This is a genomic window from Eubacterium sp. AF19-12LB, assembly GCF_003479125.1.
Taxonomy (GTDB): Bacteria; Bacillota; Clostridia; order Lachnospirales; family Lachnospiraceae; genus Eubacterium_U; species Eubacterium_U album.
The window spans coordinates 37,637-55,327 of the sequence record NZ_QUGP01000009.1 but is presented as its reverse complement, the minus strand read 5'-3'; the positions used below and the strand labels follow the sequence as shown (position 1 = coordinate 55,327).

The 17,691-nt window shown below is 42.1% G+C and carries 22 protein-coding genes; 4 read left to right on the top strand and 18 right to left on the bottom strand.

Annotated elements, in window-relative coordinates:
* The first annotated feature begins 7 nt into the window (after positions 1 to 7).
* The 4 genes from DWX29_RS09735 to DWX29_RS09720 are packed head-to-tail and all read left to right on the top strand — an operon-like array spanning position 8 to position 1,786.
* Complete coding sequence (locus tag DWX29_RS09735) at positions 8 to 334, top strand: hypothetical protein (protein WP_003864545.1); 327 nt, start codon at positions 8 to 10, stop codon at positions 332 to 334.
* The gene (locus tag DWX29_RS09730; RefSeq protein ID WP_118565760.1) at positions 321 to 1,100 is read left to right on the top strand and encodes an FAD-dependent thymidylate synthase; all 780 of its coding nucleotides are present in this window, start codon (positions 321 to 323) and stop codon (positions 1,098 to 1,100) included. Before DWX29_RS09735 ends, DWX29_RS09730 begins: the two co-directional genes overlap by 14 nt.
* Positions 1,090 to 1,503, top strand: coding sequence for a deoxyuridine 5'-triphosphate nucleotidohydrolase (locus tag DWX29_RS09725; RefSeq protein WP_040015613.1), 414 nt, complete (start codon positions 1,090 to 1,092; stop codon positions 1,501 to 1,503). Before DWX29_RS09730 ends, DWX29_RS09725 begins: the two co-directional genes overlap by 11 nt.
* A 4-nt stretch (positions 1,504 to 1,507) precedes the next feature.
* Entirely contained in the window at positions 1,508 to 1,786 is a 279-nt protein-coding gene (locus DWX29_RS09720) for a helix-turn-helix transcriptional regulator (RefSeq protein ID WP_118143298.1), read from the top strand.
* 77 nt (positions 1,787 to 1,863) lie between these two features.
* Here the strand turns inward: DWX29_RS09720 and DWX29_RS09715 are convergent, their stop codons facing one another.
* From DWX29_RS09715 to DWX29_RS09630, 18 genes are all read right to left on the bottom strand, one after another.
* Positions 1,864 to 2,055 (bottom strand): PC4/YdbC family ssDNA-binding protein, encoded by a 192-nt coding sequence (locus tag DWX29_RS09715; protein WP_055249572.1) that lies wholly within the window; start codon positions 2,053 to 2,055, stop codon positions 1,864 to 1,866.
* Between the two features lie 78 nt (positions 2,056 to 2,133).
* Positions 2,134 to 2,931 carry a YhfC family glutamic-type intramembrane protease gene (locus tag DWX29_RS09710; RefSeq protein WP_243053256.1) on the bottom strand — a complete coding sequence of 266 codons (798 nt, stop codon included), beginning with the start codon at positions 2,929 to 2,931 and terminating at the stop codon, positions 2,134 to 2,136.
* Positions 2,932 to 2,950: 19 nt separating this feature from the next.
* Positions 2,951 to 3,253 carry a hypothetical protein gene (locus DWX29_RS09705; protein WP_008121271.1) on the bottom strand — a complete coding sequence of 101 codons (303 nt, stop codon included), beginning with the start codon at positions 3,251 to 3,253 and terminating at the stop codon, positions 2,951 to 2,953.
* Between the two features lie 9 nt (positions 3,254 to 3,262).
* The gene (locus tag DWX29_RS09700) at positions 3,263 to 3,469 is read right to left on the bottom strand and encodes a helix-turn-helix transcriptional regulator (RefSeq protein WP_003865061.1); all 207 of its coding nucleotides are present in this window, start codon (positions 3,467 to 3,469) and stop codon (positions 3,263 to 3,265) included.
* On the bottom strand, positions 3,466 to 3,795 hold the full coding sequence (locus DWX29_RS09695; protein ID WP_005349825.1) for a DUF6442 family protein: 330 nt from the start codon (positions 3,793 to 3,795) through the stop codon (positions 3,466 to 3,468). Before DWX29_RS09695 ends, DWX29_RS09700 begins: the two co-directional genes overlap by 4 nt.
* Positions 3,796 to 4,008: 213 nt before the next feature.
* On the bottom strand, positions 4,009 to 4,086 hold the full coding sequence (locus DWX29_RS12975) for a TnpV protein (RefSeq protein ID WP_242854876.1): 78 nt from the start codon (positions 4,084 to 4,086) through the stop codon (positions 4,009 to 4,011).
* Between the two features lie 202 nt (positions 4,087 to 4,288).
* Positions 4,289 to 4,579: a molecular chaperone gene (locus DWX29_RS09685; protein ID WP_118004269.1), complete on the bottom strand. Its 291-nt coding sequence runs from the start codon at positions 4,577 to 4,579 to the stop codon at positions 4,289 to 4,291.
* A 3-nt stretch (positions 4,580 to 4,582) separates the two neighbouring features.
* Positions 4,583 to 5,467 (bottom strand): DUF4316 domain-containing protein, encoded by an 885-nt coding sequence (locus DWX29_RS09680; RefSeq protein WP_118565758.1) that lies wholly within the window; start codon positions 5,465 to 5,467, stop codon positions 4,583 to 4,585.
* Positions 5,457 to 5,717 carry a transposon-transfer assisting family protein gene (locus tag DWX29_RS09675; protein WP_005423594.1) on the bottom strand — a complete coding sequence of 87 codons (261 nt, stop codon included), beginning with the start codon at positions 5,715 to 5,717 and terminating at the stop codon, positions 5,457 to 5,459. The genes DWX29_RS09680 and DWX29_RS09675 overlap by 11 nt, the downstream gene beginning before the upstream one ends.
* Positions 5,714 to 7,735, bottom strand: coding sequence for a YodL domain-containing protein (locus DWX29_RS09670; RefSeq protein ID WP_118565757.1), 2,022 nt, complete (start codon positions 7,733 to 7,735; stop codon positions 5,714 to 5,716). The genes DWX29_RS09675 and DWX29_RS09670 overlap by 4 nt, the downstream gene beginning before the upstream one ends.
* 81 nt (positions 7,736 to 7,816) lie before the next feature.
* Positions 7,817 to 8,866, bottom strand: a complete 1,050-nt coding sequence (locus DWX29_RS09665) for a DUF5688 family protein (RefSeq protein WP_118565756.1) — start codon at positions 8,864 to 8,866, stop codon at positions 7,817 to 7,819.
* A 28-nt stretch (positions 8,867 to 8,894) separates the two neighbouring features.
* Entirely contained in the window at positions 8,895 to 11,006 is a 2,112-nt protein-coding gene (locus DWX29_RS09660; protein ID WP_118565755.1) for a DNA topoisomerase 3, read from the bottom strand.
* 75 nt (positions 11,007 to 11,081) lie between these two features.
* Entirely contained in the window at positions 11,082 to 11,813 is a 732-nt protein-coding gene (locus DWX29_RS09655; RefSeq protein ID WP_118565754.1) for a CD1107 family mobile element protein, read from the bottom strand.
* The gene (locus tag DWX29_RS09650) at positions 11,788 to 12,096 is read right to left on the bottom strand and encodes a DUF4315 family protein (RefSeq protein WP_117499802.1); all 309 of its coding nucleotides are present in this window, start codon (positions 12,094 to 12,096) and stop codon (positions 11,788 to 11,790) included. The genes DWX29_RS09655 and DWX29_RS09650 overlap by 26 nt, the downstream gene beginning before the upstream one ends.
* A gap of 26 nt (positions 12,097 to 12,122) precedes the next feature.
* Positions 12,123 to 14,366 carry a CD1108 family mobile element protein gene (locus tag DWX29_RS09645; protein ID WP_118565753.1) on the bottom strand — a complete coding sequence of 748 codons (2,244 nt, stop codon included), beginning with the start codon at positions 14,364 to 14,366 and terminating at the stop codon, positions 12,123 to 12,125.
* Between the two features lie 51 nt (positions 14,367 to 14,417).
* On the bottom strand, positions 14,418 to 14,876 hold the full coding sequence (locus DWX29_RS09640) for a hypothetical protein (RefSeq protein WP_003864573.1): 459 nt from the start codon (positions 14,874 to 14,876) through the stop codon (positions 14,418 to 14,420).
* A complete protein-coding gene (locus DWX29_RS09635) occupies positions 14,860 to 17,301 on the bottom strand; it encodes a VirB4-like conjugal transfer ATPase, CD1110 family (RefSeq protein ID WP_334286161.1) in 2,442 nt (813 codons plus the stop codon). Before DWX29_RS09635 ends, DWX29_RS09640 begins: the two co-directional genes overlap by 17 nt.
* Entirely contained in the window at positions 17,282 to 17,671 is a 390-nt protein-coding gene (locus DWX29_RS09630; protein WP_118565751.1) for a PrgI family protein, read from the bottom strand. The genes DWX29_RS09635 and DWX29_RS09630 overlap by 20 nt, the downstream gene beginning before the upstream one ends.
* Positions 17,672 to 17,691 lie beyond the last annotated feature (20 nt).

The window sequence follows — 17,691 nt, the reverse complement described above, 5'->3', positions numbered from 1 at the left end:
CTATCACATGACACAAGAAGAATTTAATATTGTATTTGAACTTCAGATGAGAAAGTGTGCCGATATTCTGGCACATAAAAAGAAAGAATATACCGGTGACAATATTGACCGCCTCAGTGCATTCAAGATTGCTGCCGCTTTACAAAACTGCGATCCAAAAGCAGCACTGGCCGGTATGATGTCGAAACATGTCGTATCCCTTTACGATATGTGTTATTCCACTCTGTTACATTTTGACATGGAACAGTGGGATGAAAAAATCACAGACTGCATCAATTATCTGATCCTTTTAAAAGCTCTGGTAAAGGAGGAACAGGCCTATGGATCACATTGAAACAGCTATCTTAAACTGCTATGGAATCCGGGAAGCAGAACAGAATATGGTCTTTGCTGCCAGACTCACACAACACGGTCATACGATCCAGAACATGGCAGATCTGATGGATCTTTACCGTCAATCCTACAGTCAGAAGACTGTAGAAAACATTGCAGGGCTTCCGCATCCAACCGTGCAGAAATTCATGGTCATTACCGTAGCTGTTGTTGGTGCAAGCAGACGCTTCCTGGCACAGATCACAAGACATCAGAACGAAGTAAAGTACATGAGTGCATCTCTGCAGTACAGCAATTATTCCGGTCATGCTGCATTTGCTATTCCATATGGAATCATGAAAGCAGATAAAGAAATCCAGGATATTTACAAGAAAAGCTGTCAGTCAGATCTGGATCATTATGCAGAGCTTTGTGCCTTAGGCATTGATCATGATTCAGCCGGATATGCCACACCTCAGGGACTTCGAAACGTACTGATCATCAGCGCGACACCTTACCAGTGGAAGCATATGATTGGCCAAAGAACCTGCCGAAGAAATACGGATGAAACAAGGATTGTGATGCTACAGATCTGGCAAAGATTGTACAAATTAAGCCCGATCCTTTTTGCACCGGATCTGACCGGTCCATTCTGTCAGAGAGGAAGCTGCATGGAAAAACAGATGTCCTGCCAGAATCCTATTTCAAAACTTTGGACTCCTGCTGATATCTTAAAAGAAGATTATCCATTGCTCATCAGGAAGGAGGTGAGCAGCCATAAAGATTAAACTGATTGACTTTGGTCTGAAAGCAGATCATCATCCCTTCCGACCACATGAAAATGATGCCGGTGCGGATGTATTCATGCCTTATGATTGCGTATTAAAACCAGGCGAGGTTGCAAGAATTCCACTTGGATTCGGTCTCATCATCCCAGATGGATTTGCCGGATATGTCTTTCCACGAAGCAGCATGGCAGCAAAAGGACTGGTATGCGAACTTCCACCGATTGATTCCGGTTACCGTGGTGAGATTCATGCCATTATCAGCAATGTGAGCACATCTTCTCAGACCATTCATAAAGACACACGCGTCGGTCAGCTGGTGATTACACCGGTCGTGATCGCAGATTTTGTCCTGGACCTTGGTAATGAACGAGGAACCGGGGCTTTTGGAAGTACAGGAGAATAATACTATGATTACATTTGGAAGAAAATTAAAACACTTAAGACAGAAAAATCATCTCACCCAGAAAGAACTTGGCATAGCTGTTGGATTTCCCTACAGCTGTGCTGATGTCCGGATTGCTCAATATGAAGGCGATGTCCGAACACCAAAAGAGGATCTTATGAAACTCTTCGCATCAACACTCGGTGTTCCGGTTGAACTCTTTACCGTACCAGTACTCTCAGAACCTAGAGAGTATGAAGCGGCAGAATATTGGAGGTATGAGTTAGGGGCGGAGTTGGATTAAATTTATATTTCTACGAAGAAAGCCAAAGACATTTAACTGTTCACCCAATCAAACGTCTTTGGCTTATTTAATTACAACTATTTTTTTAGAGTTTTACCCAGTAACTCATACAGAGCTTCTGCCTCTTCTTGAGATAAAGTAATTCCTTTTCCCATTTTTTCATGTTCTGGTGCCCAGTCACGAATATCATATTTTTCTGCAGCTCCATTCCATGAAATCATATTTAATTCTTTTTTCCAACCTTTGGCACTTTCTGAAAGTATTCCTATTGGGTAACAAAAAACACCGTATTTCTACGGTGCGTTCTGTCAGATATATTCTGTTTTATGATAGCAGAAAACTGGAATTCACAGTTCTTCCATCCTTCCCATCTTCAGCGCCATAACAAGAGTTCCGGCTGCCATCACAAAGACACCAATTTCAATCACATAGATGGGAAGAAGCGCCGGACCTGCCACGGCAAAGAAGTCCACGATAAAATGAATCCCATATGCAAGAACCGCTGTAAAAGCCGCTGTCCTACATTTGCCTGCCTTTATCGCCCGGTAGATCAGCAGTGACAACCCGATATGCAGAATGATGGCACTGATTCTTTCGATTCCGCTTACAAAAAAGAGTGGTGCCGGTGTTGTCCATAGGGCCGACAGCTGTGACACGGTCTGGTTTGCAGACTCAGCAGGAAGTGCCGCCAACGTATTCTGCATGGCTCCGCTGTTGATCATCAGCATGGACACAAGATTGCTGATTCCGGAGAGTCCTCCGAGCAGAATGGCCTCCACACCGCCATGCCCGATTCCATACATCAGTGCATTTGGAAAATCCAGCCATTTCTTCATCCAGAACTTCATGGCAATCAGTCTTCCAGTCTCTTCAAAAACCGCTGCAGCCAAAGCCGCGTACACATAGTAAAGCCATGGCCTGCTCTGTGCGTTCAGTCCGCAGAACTGAATGACAAGAACATGCAGCAGCTGCTCCAACAGCATGGCAAACAGCAGATAGGTTCCTGCTCCGATAAAGAACGAAGAAATCCTTGCCTTAAGCTTCACCCTTCCTGCAATGAACAAAGCAATCGGTACCCCCATCGAGAGGACAACGGAGCAGATAACTCCCGCTATCGCCAGTCCTGATATTGTGTTCAATTCCATCTTTATACCTCCCTGATTCTTAAAAAATTCCTTTATTGTATTTGAACTGTCCATACAATATAAAGCCTAATCCGACAATAACTGCTGGAAGAATGATATAATCTATAATTATTTCACTCCAAAACGAAACAATAAAACCTAATACAAGAGATATTCCTATAATCAGCGTTCCTGTGCCGACTGTTTTTCCATACTTTGGTATATCTTCTTCCTTTACTTTTCGCCTGTTATAAGAGTGAATTGTGCTGATATTGCCTTTGATATTTACAATTCCCACAACAGATATGAACACTCCCAAAATCAACATTATAATATTTTCCATAATGACCTCCTAAAAATAAAATAGTTCCTCAAATTTTTTGTCCAATGCAATACAAAGAATTAGAGCCAATTTTGCAGTTGGATTAAACTGTCCTGTTTCAATAGAACTAATGGTATTTCTTGATACCCCTACCATTTCTGCAAGCTGAGCTTGAGAAAGATTTGCTTCTGTGCGAACTTCCTTTAAGTGATTTTTCAGTTGTAATTGTTCTTTCATATTCTCACCTCTAAAAGATGGCTAACAAATCCAACAAATGCCAAAATGGAAAACACAAAAAACAGAACAGTCAAGACCAAATCGCTCTTTCGCTTCATTTTGATAAAACGAACTAACCATTGTGTTGCAATAATGCTGAAGTATATAACCCACGGACTATAAATCATAGTATGAGCAAGCACAGAAGATAACAGCGAAAGTAAACAACACACTAAAGCACCAACTCTGCTTGCGTGACTTCCGGCTTGATATACCACTTCCATTTCAGCCAAGTCCTTATTGCGATGTTCTTTTCTGCTTGCATTTAAGATTTCGTCCTTTTTCATAAAAACACCTCCATGCCAAGTTTTCTTTGCATATTTTAATTATACACATACCAAGTTTTCTTGTCAATAGAGTCATAAAAAAGTTACAACCGATATAAGAGATAACTTTTCTACCACTTCGATTATACTCACGACTTAATGACTTCTTGAATACATGCCGAAAAAGAAAAACTGCCATCGGTTTGACAGCAGTTCTTCTTCGGTTGGTATCCGTTAGGAATACACAATATCATTCAATACAATCTCATCGGCACAGGCTCGAATGTTATTCATCAATCCTATCCATCTCATCATATCCGTTGCTTTCAGTTCTTCCGTTACACCCTGCTTAAACGCTAGTTTTTGCCCTTTAATCGTGGTATTACTTATAGCAAAGCACAAAATAAGGCCCAAAAGGGCACTTTCCCTTTTGAGCCTATACACTTTATTAGCTAACGTATTTTGCTTTCATTTTTCCTCATGGTCATGAGGCTTTTTTTTCTTAAATCGCATTCTATGAATCCTTCGATTGTTCTTTCTGTTCTTCAATAATTCGTTCTGTTGCTTTATGAATTCTGTCCTTAGAATAGGGTGGTCTTAAATTCAATGACAACCGTCCTTTTCTGATCATATACGTTTCACTTCCATCCTCAGAAAATCCTTTCAACCAGCAATCATCTGGATACTTCTCAGCAAAAGTCCGTAACCGTTTCTGCAAGCTCTGATTGAAGGTATACACATCATAGAATCCGTCATCTTCATTGGTCAGAATAATCGTTTCTTTTTCACACTTTAACCTTCGCATATTCTACCCCCGCTTTCTTTCCATTTCCTGATCCAGATATTTTGGTATCGGCTTTCCGGACCGGCGAGCAATAGCAATCTGTTTCTGATGGAGTCGCTTGATCACAGATCTTCGTTTCTTAGGTTTATTATCCTGTTCATTTCGGGAAGTCTGTTTGTTGCTGTGGGCATCAGAGATCTTTTCTGGATTCTTCTTCTGATTATTCACCAAACCATCCACCATATCATAATTGGCTTCGGTACCGGATTCTCTGCTTCGTTCATAAGTGCCGTTCTGGTAGAACTTCTGGTAATGTTCCAGACGGATTTGACCATCTTGTTTTAACTGTTCGACTGAATTTAGCGGTGCCTGCTGTTGAATGTAATTATGGATCTTTTGTTTTGTTTTTTCGTCGAATTTCTTACATTCTTCGACAACCATTTTTCCATAGGCATCCAGGATAATACCCTGGGCCTGATCTCGGTATACCTGATGTTCCATCAAATAAAACTGTTTTCCATCAATAATGATGGTGTCTGTTGCAATCCAGTTCCCCTTTTTCCCATTAATCTGATAATTCTCAGTTTCCATAGTGATCAGTGCACCGGATGTGTTGATACGAATAAATCCGGCCAGATACTGTGGATAGTTCTCATCTACATAGTAGCAGCTGATTTCTCCATTCTTGTTCAATACGAGCACGTCACTGACTTCGCATTGTTTTTTCGTCCGTTTCCAGATGTCAGCGACTTTTTCATTTTCCTGCATTTCATGAATCGAGATTAATCGGTAATTTTCGACAGTAATCGACACATTCTGCTGTCTTGCCTCTTGATATGGCAGATGCCACAGTGCTTTTCCTGCTGTCTGCTGATCTACTCGGTAGACTGCAAATTGATTAAGCTTCATAGGCATCGTCCTCCAAGTTATTCAGATAATAATTCAGATCCAGAGAATAGTAGTATTTGTCTTCGATCTGCTGTAATTTTCCAACTGTAGAATTGATGATCTCAATCATTTCATCATTCTCAGGATCACTTTCTTCCTGTTCCAAAACTTCCAAAGCTTCTTTCAGTGTTTGGATTGTTTCTTCCTTTGTGTGCTGCTGGAAGATAGCAGTAATAGTCAGTTCGTTTTCTTCCAGGTTTACATTTCTCATAGGCTCATTTCCCCCCTTTTCTTTTTCGGTATTGGTTTCATCTGTATATTCAGCTCCTTCTCGTTTTTTTCTTCGCTTATATTTTTTTCGTTATCCACTTTCTTATTGGATTCCAGAGGATTTTCCATATTTGGATGTCTTTCTTCCAAGTACTTTTCCACACGACTGATTGCATTTTGCACATAAGAATTTTCTCTAAATCCAGGAATCGAATTCAAAAATTCTTTCTGTATTTTTCCTTCGATCATCAGACTCTGCATTCCTTCATAATCACTTCCGTCTTTCAGATCAAAGCCAACACATTTCAGTCCATGCATACGTTCTGATGGGATTTTCTCATAAGCTTCCAAGGCTTCTGGTAATGTCAGGTCATAATGTACTTCACCCATTACAGGAAATTCAGCACATTCAGCCGCATAAAAACTGATACATGTAAGATCATTTTCATAATCCACATTTTCTATTTCCGGGACAATATCGAGTATTTTTTCTCTTTGTGCTGCAAAGTCTGGAAGTTCTGCAAATCCAAATCGATCCACGTAATATGCCTGCATATCCCCACCACGGTTTGTAATGATAACATCACTGACCGACATAGAATGTGATTTATAATCTGCCGGTGGATTATCGTTGAATACGGCATACAAATCATCCAGCTTTTCATTTTCATGTAATCTGCCAGAATAGACACATTTATAATTTGCTGCATCGATTGTAATGCCATCTTCTTTGACCATTGCCATATTCATAAATAAATGTTGTTTTCCCGGTGTGCCTTCATCCACATGGTAAATCGCATAGCGGTCACCATTACCTCTGAACATTTCTTCCTCTAGGGTATAATCAAACTTAAATGGATACAAAGCCCGATCAACTCTTTCCGAAATATCCGTTCCTTCTGCAATCGTATCTTCCAGCCAATCTTTGATATCTCCCCATGATTCAAACTGCAAATACCCGGCAATTTCATGTGTCCCATCCGGTGCCAGTACAATATGTCCCGGTTCGCTTTCCCGATAATCATAGCGGTATCCGGCTGCTTCCAGTGCATCTACCAGAATGCCGTATTTTTCATGTAATTCTGTTTTTTGTTTTTCTTCAAGAATGATTTCCAGTTCTTCTGTAAGCTGATCGATCATTTCACCGGCTGTCTTGCGGATCACATCCATAGATGCTTTCATTTCCTTCATTTCCCGGCTGCTGCTCCAACCTGCAATATAAGGAAAACTGTAATCCGATGTATCCAAACCAAAGGAAGAACACACACAGTAAGCAACGGATTCTGCTTCAACTTCTTTTGTCAGACGGTCTTTTTCTACACCAAGGCTTTCCATGATTTCCTTGTCATGCAGTTTAGCATGGGCGGTTTCATGAATAGCAGTCTTTAAGGTCTGACTTTCACTGAGCCCTTTTTTGATCACGATTTCCTTGTCTGCATTATGATAATATCCATTGGCATTGCCATTGATCTCATCGAATCGTATCGGCACTGGGGATATTTTCTGAATAGCCTGCATGAAAGAATCAAAATCCTGCACAGCTGCAGTCAATAATTCCGGTGCTAGTGTCTGGATTGGTTCCCCGGATGTCTGAGCAATATCAAAGACGGTAACTGCTTTAAAATGTGGAACCGTAACTTCCACTTTTTCAGTCTTAGGTTTTCCATCGGTTCCCATGATTGGTCGCTGATTTTCATCCAGGACCTCTTTTTCCTTCATTTTCTTATATGGTGCTGGTGCGATGATCGTAATTCCTTTTTCGCCCTTCATGACCTGTCTACCCATGGACTGCCAGTTTTTGTAGCTGGTAACAAGTGTGGCATCCGGTCGCTGCATAGCAATCAACATTGTATTGTTAAAGGAATAATTGTGAAACTTTGCCATGGTTTTAAGAAATTCCTGATAGCGGTTACTTGTAAAAAGTTCTTCCACACCGGATTCCAGTGACTGCATAATGCTGTCCATATCTTTTCCCTGAACAGGCAGTGGAATAGTAGTAGTTTTATTTTGTTCTGTCATAATACTCCTTTCCAAAAACGCCCTACGACATTTCTTTATGCCGCAGGGCGTTTGCTCATTTAACGTTTTTCATGCTTGGTATTAAAGTTCCATATCATGTTTCTTTGCTTTCGGTTTCTTATCCGGCTGTTCTTTTCCGGCTTTCTCCGTTTTTGCAGCCTGTGCTTCTTTTTCTTTCTGACGTTCTGTGAATCTGTCAGCTTTTTCAAAGACATGATCCTTTGTATCAAAGTGATATACATCATTGGTAAGGCGTTCTGCGGGGGCTACCTGAGTGGCATTTACTTCTTTTACCATATCTCTTAACATTTCTGCATCCACTTGCCCGTCATCTGGAAAGACCAGCATTTGATGGATGGATGATGGCAAAATGAAGAAATCATTTCCAAGAAGTTCCCCCATGTTATCCATGAATTCCGGATAAAAGATCACACCGGCTCCATCAATTCTTTCTGTATTCGTAACAAAAAAGAATGTCGGCATCTCACTTGATTCCTGCAATGTTTCCTGCAGCATTTCACGTTCATCCGGTGTCAGCATGAGAATATTTTTCTGATACATTTCATCTATCAATGCACCTATACTTGATACCTCCGGGACCATAACTCGCGGTGAACTTTTCATCGCATCTTCATGAAGCTGTTCTGCCGAGATTCCATACTGTTCAAGCAGATCATTCTTGATAAACATGGAACTTAATCCATCCTGATCCTTGCCTACTGCCACATGATAGGTAATTGCGAGGTCTTCCTTCAGCTGATGCGGCGCATTTTCGAGGACTTCTTTATTTGCTTCGGCTGATGATACACGGATAAACAGCTTGTCCTTCACGTCTTCATAATTTAAAATGGACTTCAGATCAATCTGTATCGGTGTCTCAATGACTATATCTGCAATCTTTCTGCATACAGTTTCCATTGTTACGCCAGGCTGTGCTTTATATGCTTCATACAGCTGATTAAGATTAATCGTCGGGGTAAGCATCTCACCTTCTTTTCTCACCATCAATCCCGTATAGGCACGGTTCAGTTTCTGACACTCCATCGTTGATACTTCTGCATTCTCATAATCCTTTGGTAAAAAGAGTTTGATATTGTCCTTTACTTCATTTACAAATTCATTAAAATTCATTCTTCGTTTCCTCCTCTAATCTGTTTTCTTATTTCTTTTTGCTTTTGTTTTTTGGTTTCTTTTGTGGAAAGGATAAAGAAAAATTTACCCTTCCGGTTTCATCTGCATCCATAAGAAGATCTGCCTCAAAGTACATATTCTTCTTTTTGGAATACAGGTCTTTTACATGCACACTTCCACTTTTCAGAAGTTCTGCAGCCATCTTCTTATCCATGGCTTTTTCCATGCTCTGCAGATAGCGATTTTCTTTCCAGAGAGCAAAATGGCAATCGTGGTTACTGCAATAGAAGTTGGTTTTACTTTCGTATACCAGGCTTCCACATACCGGACAGGTTCCAATACTTTCTCTGGTCTGAAATCTTCTTGTTTCTTCTTCGGAGATTGCATCGCATCCATTCAGCATCATGGTGAGCATGTTTTTGATCCCGGTCATAAACTGTTCCGGTGCAATTTCTCCATGCTCCATCAAAAGCAGCTGATTTTCCCATTCTGCAGTCATACTTGCAGATTTCAGAAAGTCTGGCAGGATCTCCACAAGGACTTTTCCATCATCTGTTGGAAGAATCTTTTTTCCTTTTCGGGTAGCATATTGGGAATAGATCAGTTTCTCGATGATACCGGCTCTTGTTGCCGGAGTTCCTAATCCTTTCTTTTCCGTATCTTCATCGAATTCCTTATTTCCAGCTGTTTCCATTGCCGCAAGGAGAGTATCTTCGCTGTATGGTTTTGGTGGCGATGTAAAATGTTCTGTCTTTTCTGCAGCTACAGCATAGAAAGTCTGTCCCTGGGTTACTTTCGGCATCCTCTCTTTCATTTCCTGATCCGGATCTACGATTGCCATGCGATCCTTATTTTTGAAGCAGTTTTCAAAGAGTTTCCATCCATCCTGCAGAACAATCTTTCCTTTTGCTTTGAAGATTTCTCCCTGGCATTCCACTTCAATCTCTGTTTCCTGGTAAATGTGATCCTTACTCATTGCCATGACCGTATGGACTGCGATCAGGAAGAGAATCTTTTCTTCCCAGGATTTCAGTTCATCCAGATGGCTGGATGCAAGCTCCATCGTTGGGATGATTGCATGGTGATCTGTCACTTTGCTGTTATTCATGACTTTCTTCACATCTGGCTGCTCCGGCTGATCAAACGGACCTGTCAGTTGATATTTCTCATAAATCTGACGAACCACATTTCTTGCGGTCTGCTCCATATCTTCGGTCAGATACTGGCTGTCCGTTCTTGGATAAGTGATCAGTTTCTTTTCATACAGGCTCTGAGCGGTATCCAGTGTCTGTTTGGCTGTCATTCCGTAGATACGGTTTGCTTCTCTCTGCAGTGTGGTCAGATCATAAAGCTTTGGTGCTTTTACTTTCTTTTCCGTTTCTTTTACTGCTGTGACAATAGCTTCACTTCCTTGGCATCTGCTTCTTAACTGTTCCGCCTCATCCGGATCAAAGATTTTTGGCTTTACAGCCGGAATTCCATCACAATCGAGTTCCACATTGAAATACTTTTCTTTCTGGAAATTGCTGATCTGTCCGGCACGTTCCACCAACATGGCAAGTGTCGGTGTCTGAACCCTTCCAACGGTCAGCTTTTTGAAGTACTTTGTGGTGTAAGCTCTGGTTGCATTCATTCCTACCAGCCAGTCAGCCTGAGAACGGCATACAGCAGCTTCGGCCAGATGTCGGTATTCCTCTGCGGATCTCAGATGCTGCATTCCATCAAGGATTGCTGAATCTTCCAGAGAACTGATCCATAATCGTTTCACCGGCTTTTTACTTCCGGATAAGTCATAGACATGTTTGAAGATTAATTCTCCTTCACGTCCGGCATCACAGGCATTTACGACGTATTCAATTTCCGGACTGTTGAGCAGTCTTTTTAAGATATAGAACTGATCTTTCTTATCTTCTGAGACTGTAACTTTCCAGTCTTTCGGGATGATCGGGAGATCTTCATATCTCCACTGGCTAAATTTCTCATCGTAGACATCCGGTGAAACATACTCGACCAGATGTCCGAAGCACCAGCTGACCATACAGTCGGTTCCTCTTAAATATCCGTCTTCTCGTTCCTGTGCTCCAATCACTTCTGCGATTGCTCTTGATACACTTGGTTTTTCTGCAATTACTAAATACATGATGTATAACCTCCTTCATATAACGAAACGGAGAGAGCATGTTTTACAGTCCCCTCCGCTAAAAAAGTTTATTTATTATTCATTTTCTTCAAAATCTTCGTCTTCAGACTCTTCCTCATCCGGAATTTCTTCCAGTCCACCTGTTTCCAACCCTTCCGGCTGATCATCCTCGTCTTCCTCTTTCTTTAGCTTATAGATCTTGAAGTAGTAGTATGCTGCTACACCGCCGAGAGCCAGGATCAGGATTGTTGCCATTGCACCCATATTGGTTTTGGTAGATGCTGTTTTCTCCGGATCAACGGTAGCTTCCTTGTCTACATCCTCATTATTTGTTTCATCCAGCACAACCTTTGATGTATCTGGCTGTGGTGTTACGACAGTAGCAGTGCTGTCTTTATCCAGAAACTCTGAAAGATCATTTTCATCAATCTGGGATAACATATAGACATTCTGGGATGTGGCACTGCGGTCGATCACGATATAGAAAGTATTATTATTCTTCGTTGTAACTGTAAGAAACTCCTTTGTGGAATCATCGGTAATGTCATCTTTAACTTCACCATTTCCAGGTGTCGTAAATGCAGTTCCCTTGTCTGTTCCATCTTCTGGCAACACCTCACTTGTACTTGCCGCCTCGTCCTTTTTGTCTTCTTTGTCTGTTGACTGCTCTGTCTGAGTTGTCTCTGCTTTGGATGCCTCTGCTGATTCATCCACATAGGCAAATGCTGTGGTTGATGCTGTAAAAAGCATCATGACTCCCAACAACACTCCTGCCATTTTCTTATTCATTTTCTTCCATTTCACCATTCTGATTTTCCTCCTTATTTTTTTCTGTGAATACAAAGGAGCCCGAACCTTCTTCGTCAGACTCCCTGCTTACCTGAAATTTAACTGTTCCCTTCTGGATACCATCCAAAAGATCATATAACTGACCATTCTCCATCTTCATACCACGGATGCACCTGATCATCTCATTGTCCTCTTCCTGCTTTAATGCAGCCTGGACACCTCTGAGATATTGCTGCAGATCCGCAATCTTTTTCTCTGTCTTGGCAATCTCATCCAGATATTTTTTAATCTTTTTATTCAAACTTTCACCTCCCTTCGTTCACCCCTTTATGGCAGTCTTCCAAAGCACATGAAGTGTTGCTGCCAGTAGGATGTGCTGATATTTGAGTAATGGATCGGATCCCCGCAATGGATCATCATATTATTACCGACATAGATACCCACATGGCTTGCACCAGATGTGTTATACGTTCCCTGGAAGAAGATCAAATCTCCTGGTTTTGCTTCTTGCGGTGATACATAAGTACATACGCCTCTTAATCCATCCGCGGTCAATCGTCCATAGTTCCAGCCATTACCACAGTGGTTAATGACATAAGATACGAAACCTGAGCAGTCAAATCCGGACGGAGAGTAACCGCCCCATACATAAGGTACTCCCAGATATTTTTCTGCTTCTCGAATCATCCGAGCGAATTCTTCATCCTGCAGTGCTTCCGGTGGAATCTCATAACTCATTCCATTACCGCCTGCTCCACTGGTCACATTGTTTACATCCCACAGATAATTTCTGTTTCCATAGGTCGTATTTAATGCATTGTAGATGATCAGCTGCTCCGCATTCAGATTGGCTCTTGCCACAGCATCAAAGCTTCCATTTGTCAGTGTCACATATAGAATCTTCTTAGTGCTTGTACTGGTAACCGTTACTTCCTGACTGCCATTGTCATCTGCGATATAGGCTTCCCAGGTCTGATGTCCATGAGCAGAAGCGGCAGCATGGTTATCATAGTAAACGTCAAACTGCACACCATATCGTGCAAAGGCTCCGGTATCCTCAACCGTGTATTCCACACCATTCATTACTACCTTAGTTCCGATCGGCACAAATGGATTGGATGCATCTACAGCAATGGTATGGTTTGCAGTAGGATATGCCCCACTGGCAGTTGGGCCTCCGGACCATACGCCACAACAGATTCGACAGTTACAATATCCGCTGGTCACTACCTGTCCTAATGATTCTCCGACTCGAACATTTCTGGTTTCTGTCACCGTTTCTGTTCGACCTTCTGTATTCAGATGATATTGTGCTTCAAAAAGAGATTGCAGCTCGTTTTCAACATCTGAGTACGTCCAGTCCCCATATTTTGCGGTAAGATACGAGATAAGATGGTATGGATTATGACCAATCTCAGCAATGTTGTACTGATACTCGTCATAATTCGGATGTCTTCGTTCCATCTCATTAATCTGCTGGTTCAAGGCACTTTCCAAAGCAGCATATCTGTTTTCGGCAGCATAGATATCCTCGTCTGAACTTGGATACGTTGTAATACCAATCACAGATCCAGCTCCCTCGATAGAAGCACTGCAGCTCCCCAGAGATACTGAAATGACTAGAAAAAGAAGCGCAAAAATACCGATGCCTGCGAACATGGCACGATTACGCTTTATAATCTCTTTCAAGGCAATCTTTGCTTTTACCGTCATGTTCTCGACACCGGCAATGGTTGTTGCTCCACCTAGACTGCCAACGGATTTTCCGGCTCTGGCTGCCCGGTATGCATCCTTATATCGTTTTTTCTGAAAGAAGCGGTTATAGAAATGTCTCTTTTGCTCAGCGTTCTTTACCGATTCTGCATGTTTGACTCCTTCCATACTTTCTGCAGAACCAAATTTCAGTTTCTTTTCTACGGTAGCCTCACGATAACCTCTGCGATGGGTTTTCACATCCGTCCGTTTGCTGCGGATCTGAGTATGACGCAGACCACGTAACGCATCTTCTGTTTCACGCTCTACAAGTCTGGCACTTTCCACACCTGCATTTTCATCTGTTTCTTCCTCTTCGGAAGAGACTGCTTTCATGCCAGATATAACAGCTTGTGTGGCAATGTATTTCCCGGCTGTCCCTCCCGGTTTCATGCCAGCACCTTTCACCATCTGATTTCCTTCATCATCAAAGGATAATCTTCCGGCTTTTGCCTGTTCTTTGGTCATCTGTTTTTGCAGCTGTTTCTTCCGAATGGATTTCTTTTGGCTGTTCAGAGTGTTATCATCATCCGGGATTTTTTCATGGCGATGCAGTTTCTTTCGATATCCGGATACTTTTTCTTCCGGTGTAACTTCAACTGTATTCTCAACAGCTTCCTGCCGGACAGAAGATTTCCGGATCTTTTCCATCTGCAGTCGTTTACCTTTTCCCGATTTTGAATCTTCATTCTCAGCCTTTTTCCGTTCCCGTTCAGGAACAAATTCTTCTTTAGTTTCCGGTCGCCCACGGCTCCTGTGACTGATATCTTTTACACTACCATCATGGAGATTTTCTTCTGTCAGACCATCTCTGGTCATCTTTGCGACCTTTTTATCTTTGCCTTTAAATTCTTTTCCAGCTATAGGTCATCACCTCCTGGCACAACTTTTCTTTCTGTACTCATTCAGTTCCTGGCGTCCTATAATCGGGATACCAGGATAACCATCTGCCTGTGTCCTGATTGCCGGAGAGCTCGCCTGAATATGAAATACCCAGTTCAATTCACTCGGATCTCTCGGCCAGAAACCATTGATCAGCATAGCCTCCTTGAACTGATTGTTGTGCAGATGGATCTGGGTACGTTTATACAAAACTTCTTTCAGATCATCACTGGTAAGATGCGGATAGATTTTCTGTGCCGGATAAAAATTCCAGAATACCCAGTCAAGGATAATATTCTGTGTTTCCAGCGGAAGTTCATACAGATGATGATCATCATTGACTGTATGAACACGGTATCCAGGCTGTGCATTTTCCAGATTTTTCATCTGAATGTAAGGATTATCCTGGTTCCACTGCCTGATTCGGATCTTATCGATTTCCTTCATGTTTTTCCGCCTCCATTTCTTTCTCTCGTTTTTCAACTTCTTCCGGTTTTGTAGTCATCAAACTGTACAGCTTCAAGGTCTTATCGAACTTGTCCTTAAATGGAATAATTGTTGTTCCATAGAAAAGAAGTCCTTCTCCTTCCCCGGAATTCGTCACATAAGACAACTGATATGGGGAAATATTCAGCTGTTTTGCGAGGATCTGTCTGTCACCTGCCGCCTGGTTCAGCATCAGGATAAAATCACTGTTCTCAAAGATATTTTCAATTTCCCTGCTGGCAAGAAGATCCTTAATGTTCTGAGTGATACCAGTCGGTACACCTCCCCATTTACGGAATCTCTTCCAGATTTCTACGGAATAAGCTGCTGTCTGTTCTTCTTTGAGCAGAAGGTGGAACTCATCGATGTAGTACCTGGTGGATTTGATGCCACGGTTGATCGTAACTCTGTTCCATACCTGATCCTGGACGATGAGCATTCCGATTTTCTTCAGCTGCTTTCCAAGCTCTTTGATATCAAAACAGACAATTCGATTATTCAGTTCCACATTGGTTCTATGGTTGAATACTTTCAGTGATCCATTTACATAGATTTCCAGTGCTGTTGCAATTCTCTGGGCCTGTGGTTCTTTCTGCTTTCTGAGGCAGTCATACAGGTCACCAAGGACCGGCATGTTTTCCGGTTTTGGATCTGCAAAGTACTTCTGATACACCAGTGGAAGACAACGGTCGATCACTGATTTTTCCTCTGCTTCAATACCATCCCTGCTTCCCATGATTAGCTCACATAAGGACAGGACAAAATCAGATTTCACACCAAGTGGATTGTCATCATCGGAATAATCCATATTGATATCCATCGGATTGATATAATCCTTACTGGTTGGTGAGATGTGTACTACCTGTCCGCCAAGTGCATGGACCAGCGGGTAATACTCGCCCTCCGGATCTCCGATGATAATGTCATCCTTCGTAACAAAGAACGCATTGGTGATCTCTCTTTTTGCTGCAAAGGATTTACCGGATCCAGGTGTACCAAGGATCAATCCATTCGGGTTTTTCAGCTTTTTACGATCCACCATAATCATGTTGTTACTAAGGGCATTCAATCCGTAATATAAGGATTCTCCCGCCATAAATAGTTCCTGTGTCGTAAATGGAACAAAGATTGCTGTGCTGGTAGTCGTAAGAGCCCGCTTGATCGGGATATGATTTACTCCCAACGGAACACTACTCATAAGTCCTTCTTCCTGCTGATAATCCAGACGTTTCAGTACACAGTTATATTTCTGGGCGATACCGGCAGTCTGGAAGATGGCATTATCCAGTGCCTGCTTTGTCTTTGCGGTATTTAAAAAGAGCGCTGTTACAAGGAACATACGCTCATTTCGTGACTGCAGGTCTTCCAGAAGCCTTTTCGCTTCTCCGCCATACGTGTTCAGATCCGATGGGATAATATCCATATCATATCCGGCCCGGACTGCTTTTTTCTGTTCTTCGATTTTCATACGATTGATATCCGTCACTTTGCTTTTTACCAGCTTGATTGCCTTCATCTGATCCACCGACTGCACATGCAGGTTGACGATCAGGTTCTTATCAATATCCAGAAATTCTGCCAGCATCTTATCCGTAAGCTCCGGCGCCAGGATCTGCAGATAGGAGACAGCCCCGATGGTATTTCCCATCTGGAATGTATTTCTGTCCCGGAACACAAAACTGGTCGGTGCCACATAATCCTTTGTATTGAGTCCTGTCCGGATCATGGATCCATAGTCAAACTGGAAATCTGTCATCACATCCGGATTGAATGTCTCATACAGGATCTGCAGACGTTCCACGCCATTCAGCGGATATGCCGGAACTCCAAGGATCTTGAAGTTGTTCAGGATATCTGATTCAATACGTTCCAGCTTTGGCTTTGCTTCCCGGATATTATCCGCTTCGATGGAAAAGGTGATATATTTTGACTTCACCAGACCGTTGTTTCCTTTTGCCAGCTGCTGTTTCAACATCTTTGCGTATTCCATACGGACATCATCAAAAGCATCCTCCTGTGGCCGGATCCGGATGACCTGTTCAAATTCTTTCATGCTGCTTTTATGATTGATAAAGCTCAGCTGAAAATGGATACTGGCATCAAAGTAATTGAGGAAATCACACCAGTTTTCAAAGATTGCATTTTTATCTTCATTCTGAGCCAGCTGGTAGTTGATGTCATAAAAGCGGATACACTTAGAATAAGTTTTTCCCTGTACCCTGCAGATTCCATCTCTTCCCATTTCCTTATAAGCGATCGACTGCTGGACGGACAGTTTTTTCTGCCTGCGTTTCTCTTCCTGCTTTTCTTTTTTCTTTTTCTCTTTTCTGTCTACTTTTTTGTATCCGGTATCTGCGACAGTTTTCTTATTTTTCTTTTTTTGCAACCGTTTTTCCTCCTTTCGGTTTTCCTGCATCCGGAGACTGTCTGATCTGTTCCGGATCTGTCTCATAATAGTTTTCAGTTTCATATTTTCTGACGAGCGGACGAAGAAACTTCACCCGGATCATATGCATCAGAACATCTTCCAGATGCATCCCGTCTTTTTCGTACATGGCAAATAAAAATGCCGGTAACATTAAAAGCACCATGACCGTTGCTGCATTACTGTTTCCCATCACATTACGCAAGAGAAAATAGCTTGGAATTCCCATTGCAGCACCTATCCCGATACAGATCAGCTGTCTTTTGGTCAGGTTAAATGCCACTTTATTCTTTACCTTCGTTAAATCTTTCGGTACGCTGACATATGCCATGATTTTCACTCCTTCCTGTA

Excerpts from the sequence above, each read along its gene's own strand:
- DWX29_RS09705 (WP_008121271.1), bottom strand. The coding sequence starts at position 3,253 with ATGGAAAATATTATAATGTTGATTTTGGGAGTGTTCATATCTGTTGTG.
- DWX29_RS09655 (WP_118565754.1), bottom strand. The coding sequence starts at position 11,813 with ATGGTGAAATGGAAGAAAATGAATAAGAAAATGGCAGGAGTGTTGTTG.
- DWX29_RS09630 (WP_118565751.1), bottom strand. The coding sequence starts at position 17,671 with ATGGCATATGTCAGCGTACCGAAAGATTTAACGAAGGTAAAGAATAAA.
- DWX29_RS09710 (WP_243053256.1), bottom strand. The coding sequence starts at position 2,931 with ATGGAATTGAACACAATATCAGGACTGGCGATAGCGGGAGTTATCTGC.
- DWX29_RS09660 (WP_118565755.1), bottom strand. The coding sequence starts at position 11,006 with ATGTATTTAGTAATTGCAGAAAAACCAAGTGTATCAAGAGCAATCGCA.
- DWX29_RS09685 (WP_118004269.1), bottom strand. The coding sequence starts at position 4,579 with ATGCGAAGGTTAAAGTGTGAAAAAGAAACGATTATTCTGACCAATGAA.
- DWX29_RS09695 (WP_005349825.1), bottom strand. The coding sequence starts at position 3,795 with ATGAAAAAGGACGAAATCTTAAATGCAAGCAGAAAAGAACATCGCAAT.
- DWX29_RS09670 (WP_118565757.1), bottom strand. The coding sequence starts at position 7,735 with ATGACAGAACAAAATAAAACTACTACTATTCCACTGCCTGTTCAGGGA.
- DWX29_RS09665 (WP_118565756.1), bottom strand. The coding sequence starts at position 8,866 with ATGAATTTTAATGAATTTGTAAATGAAGTAAAGGACAATATCAAACTC.
- DWX29_RS12975 (WP_242854876.1), bottom strand. The coding sequence starts at position 4,086 with ATGAGATGGATAGGATTGATGAATAACATTCGAGCCTGTGCCGATGAG.
- DWX29_RS09720 (WP_118143298.1), top strand. The coding sequence starts at position 1,508 with ATGATTACATTTGGAAGAAAATTAAAACACTTAAGACAGAAAAATCAT.
- DWX29_RS09675 (WP_005423594.1), bottom strand. The coding sequence starts at position 5,717 with ATGAGAAATGTAAACCTGGAAGAAAACGAACTGACTATTACTGCTATC.
- DWX29_RS09735 (WP_003864545.1), top strand. The coding sequence starts at position 8 with ATGACACAAGAAGAATTTAATATTGTATTTGAACTTCAGATGAGAAAG.
- DWX29_RS09680 (WP_118565758.1), bottom strand. The coding sequence starts at position 5,467 with ATGAAGCTTAATCAATTTGCAGTCTACCGAGTAGATCAGCAGACAGCA.
- DWX29_RS09700 (WP_003865061.1), bottom strand. The coding sequence starts at position 3,469 with ATGAAAGAACAATTACAACTGAAAAATCACTTAAAGGAAGTTCGCACA.
- DWX29_RS09640 (WP_003864573.1), bottom strand. The coding sequence starts at position 14,876 with ATGAAGGAAATCGATAAGATCCGAATCAGGCAGTGGAACCAGGATAAT.
- DWX29_RS09645 (WP_118565753.1), bottom strand. The coding sequence starts at position 14,366 with ATGACCAGAGATGGTCTGACAGAAGAAAATCTCCATGATGGTAGTGTA.
- DWX29_RS09730 (WP_118565760.1), top strand. The coding sequence starts at position 321 with ATGGATCACATTGAAACAGCTATCTTAAACTGCTATGGAATCCGGGAA.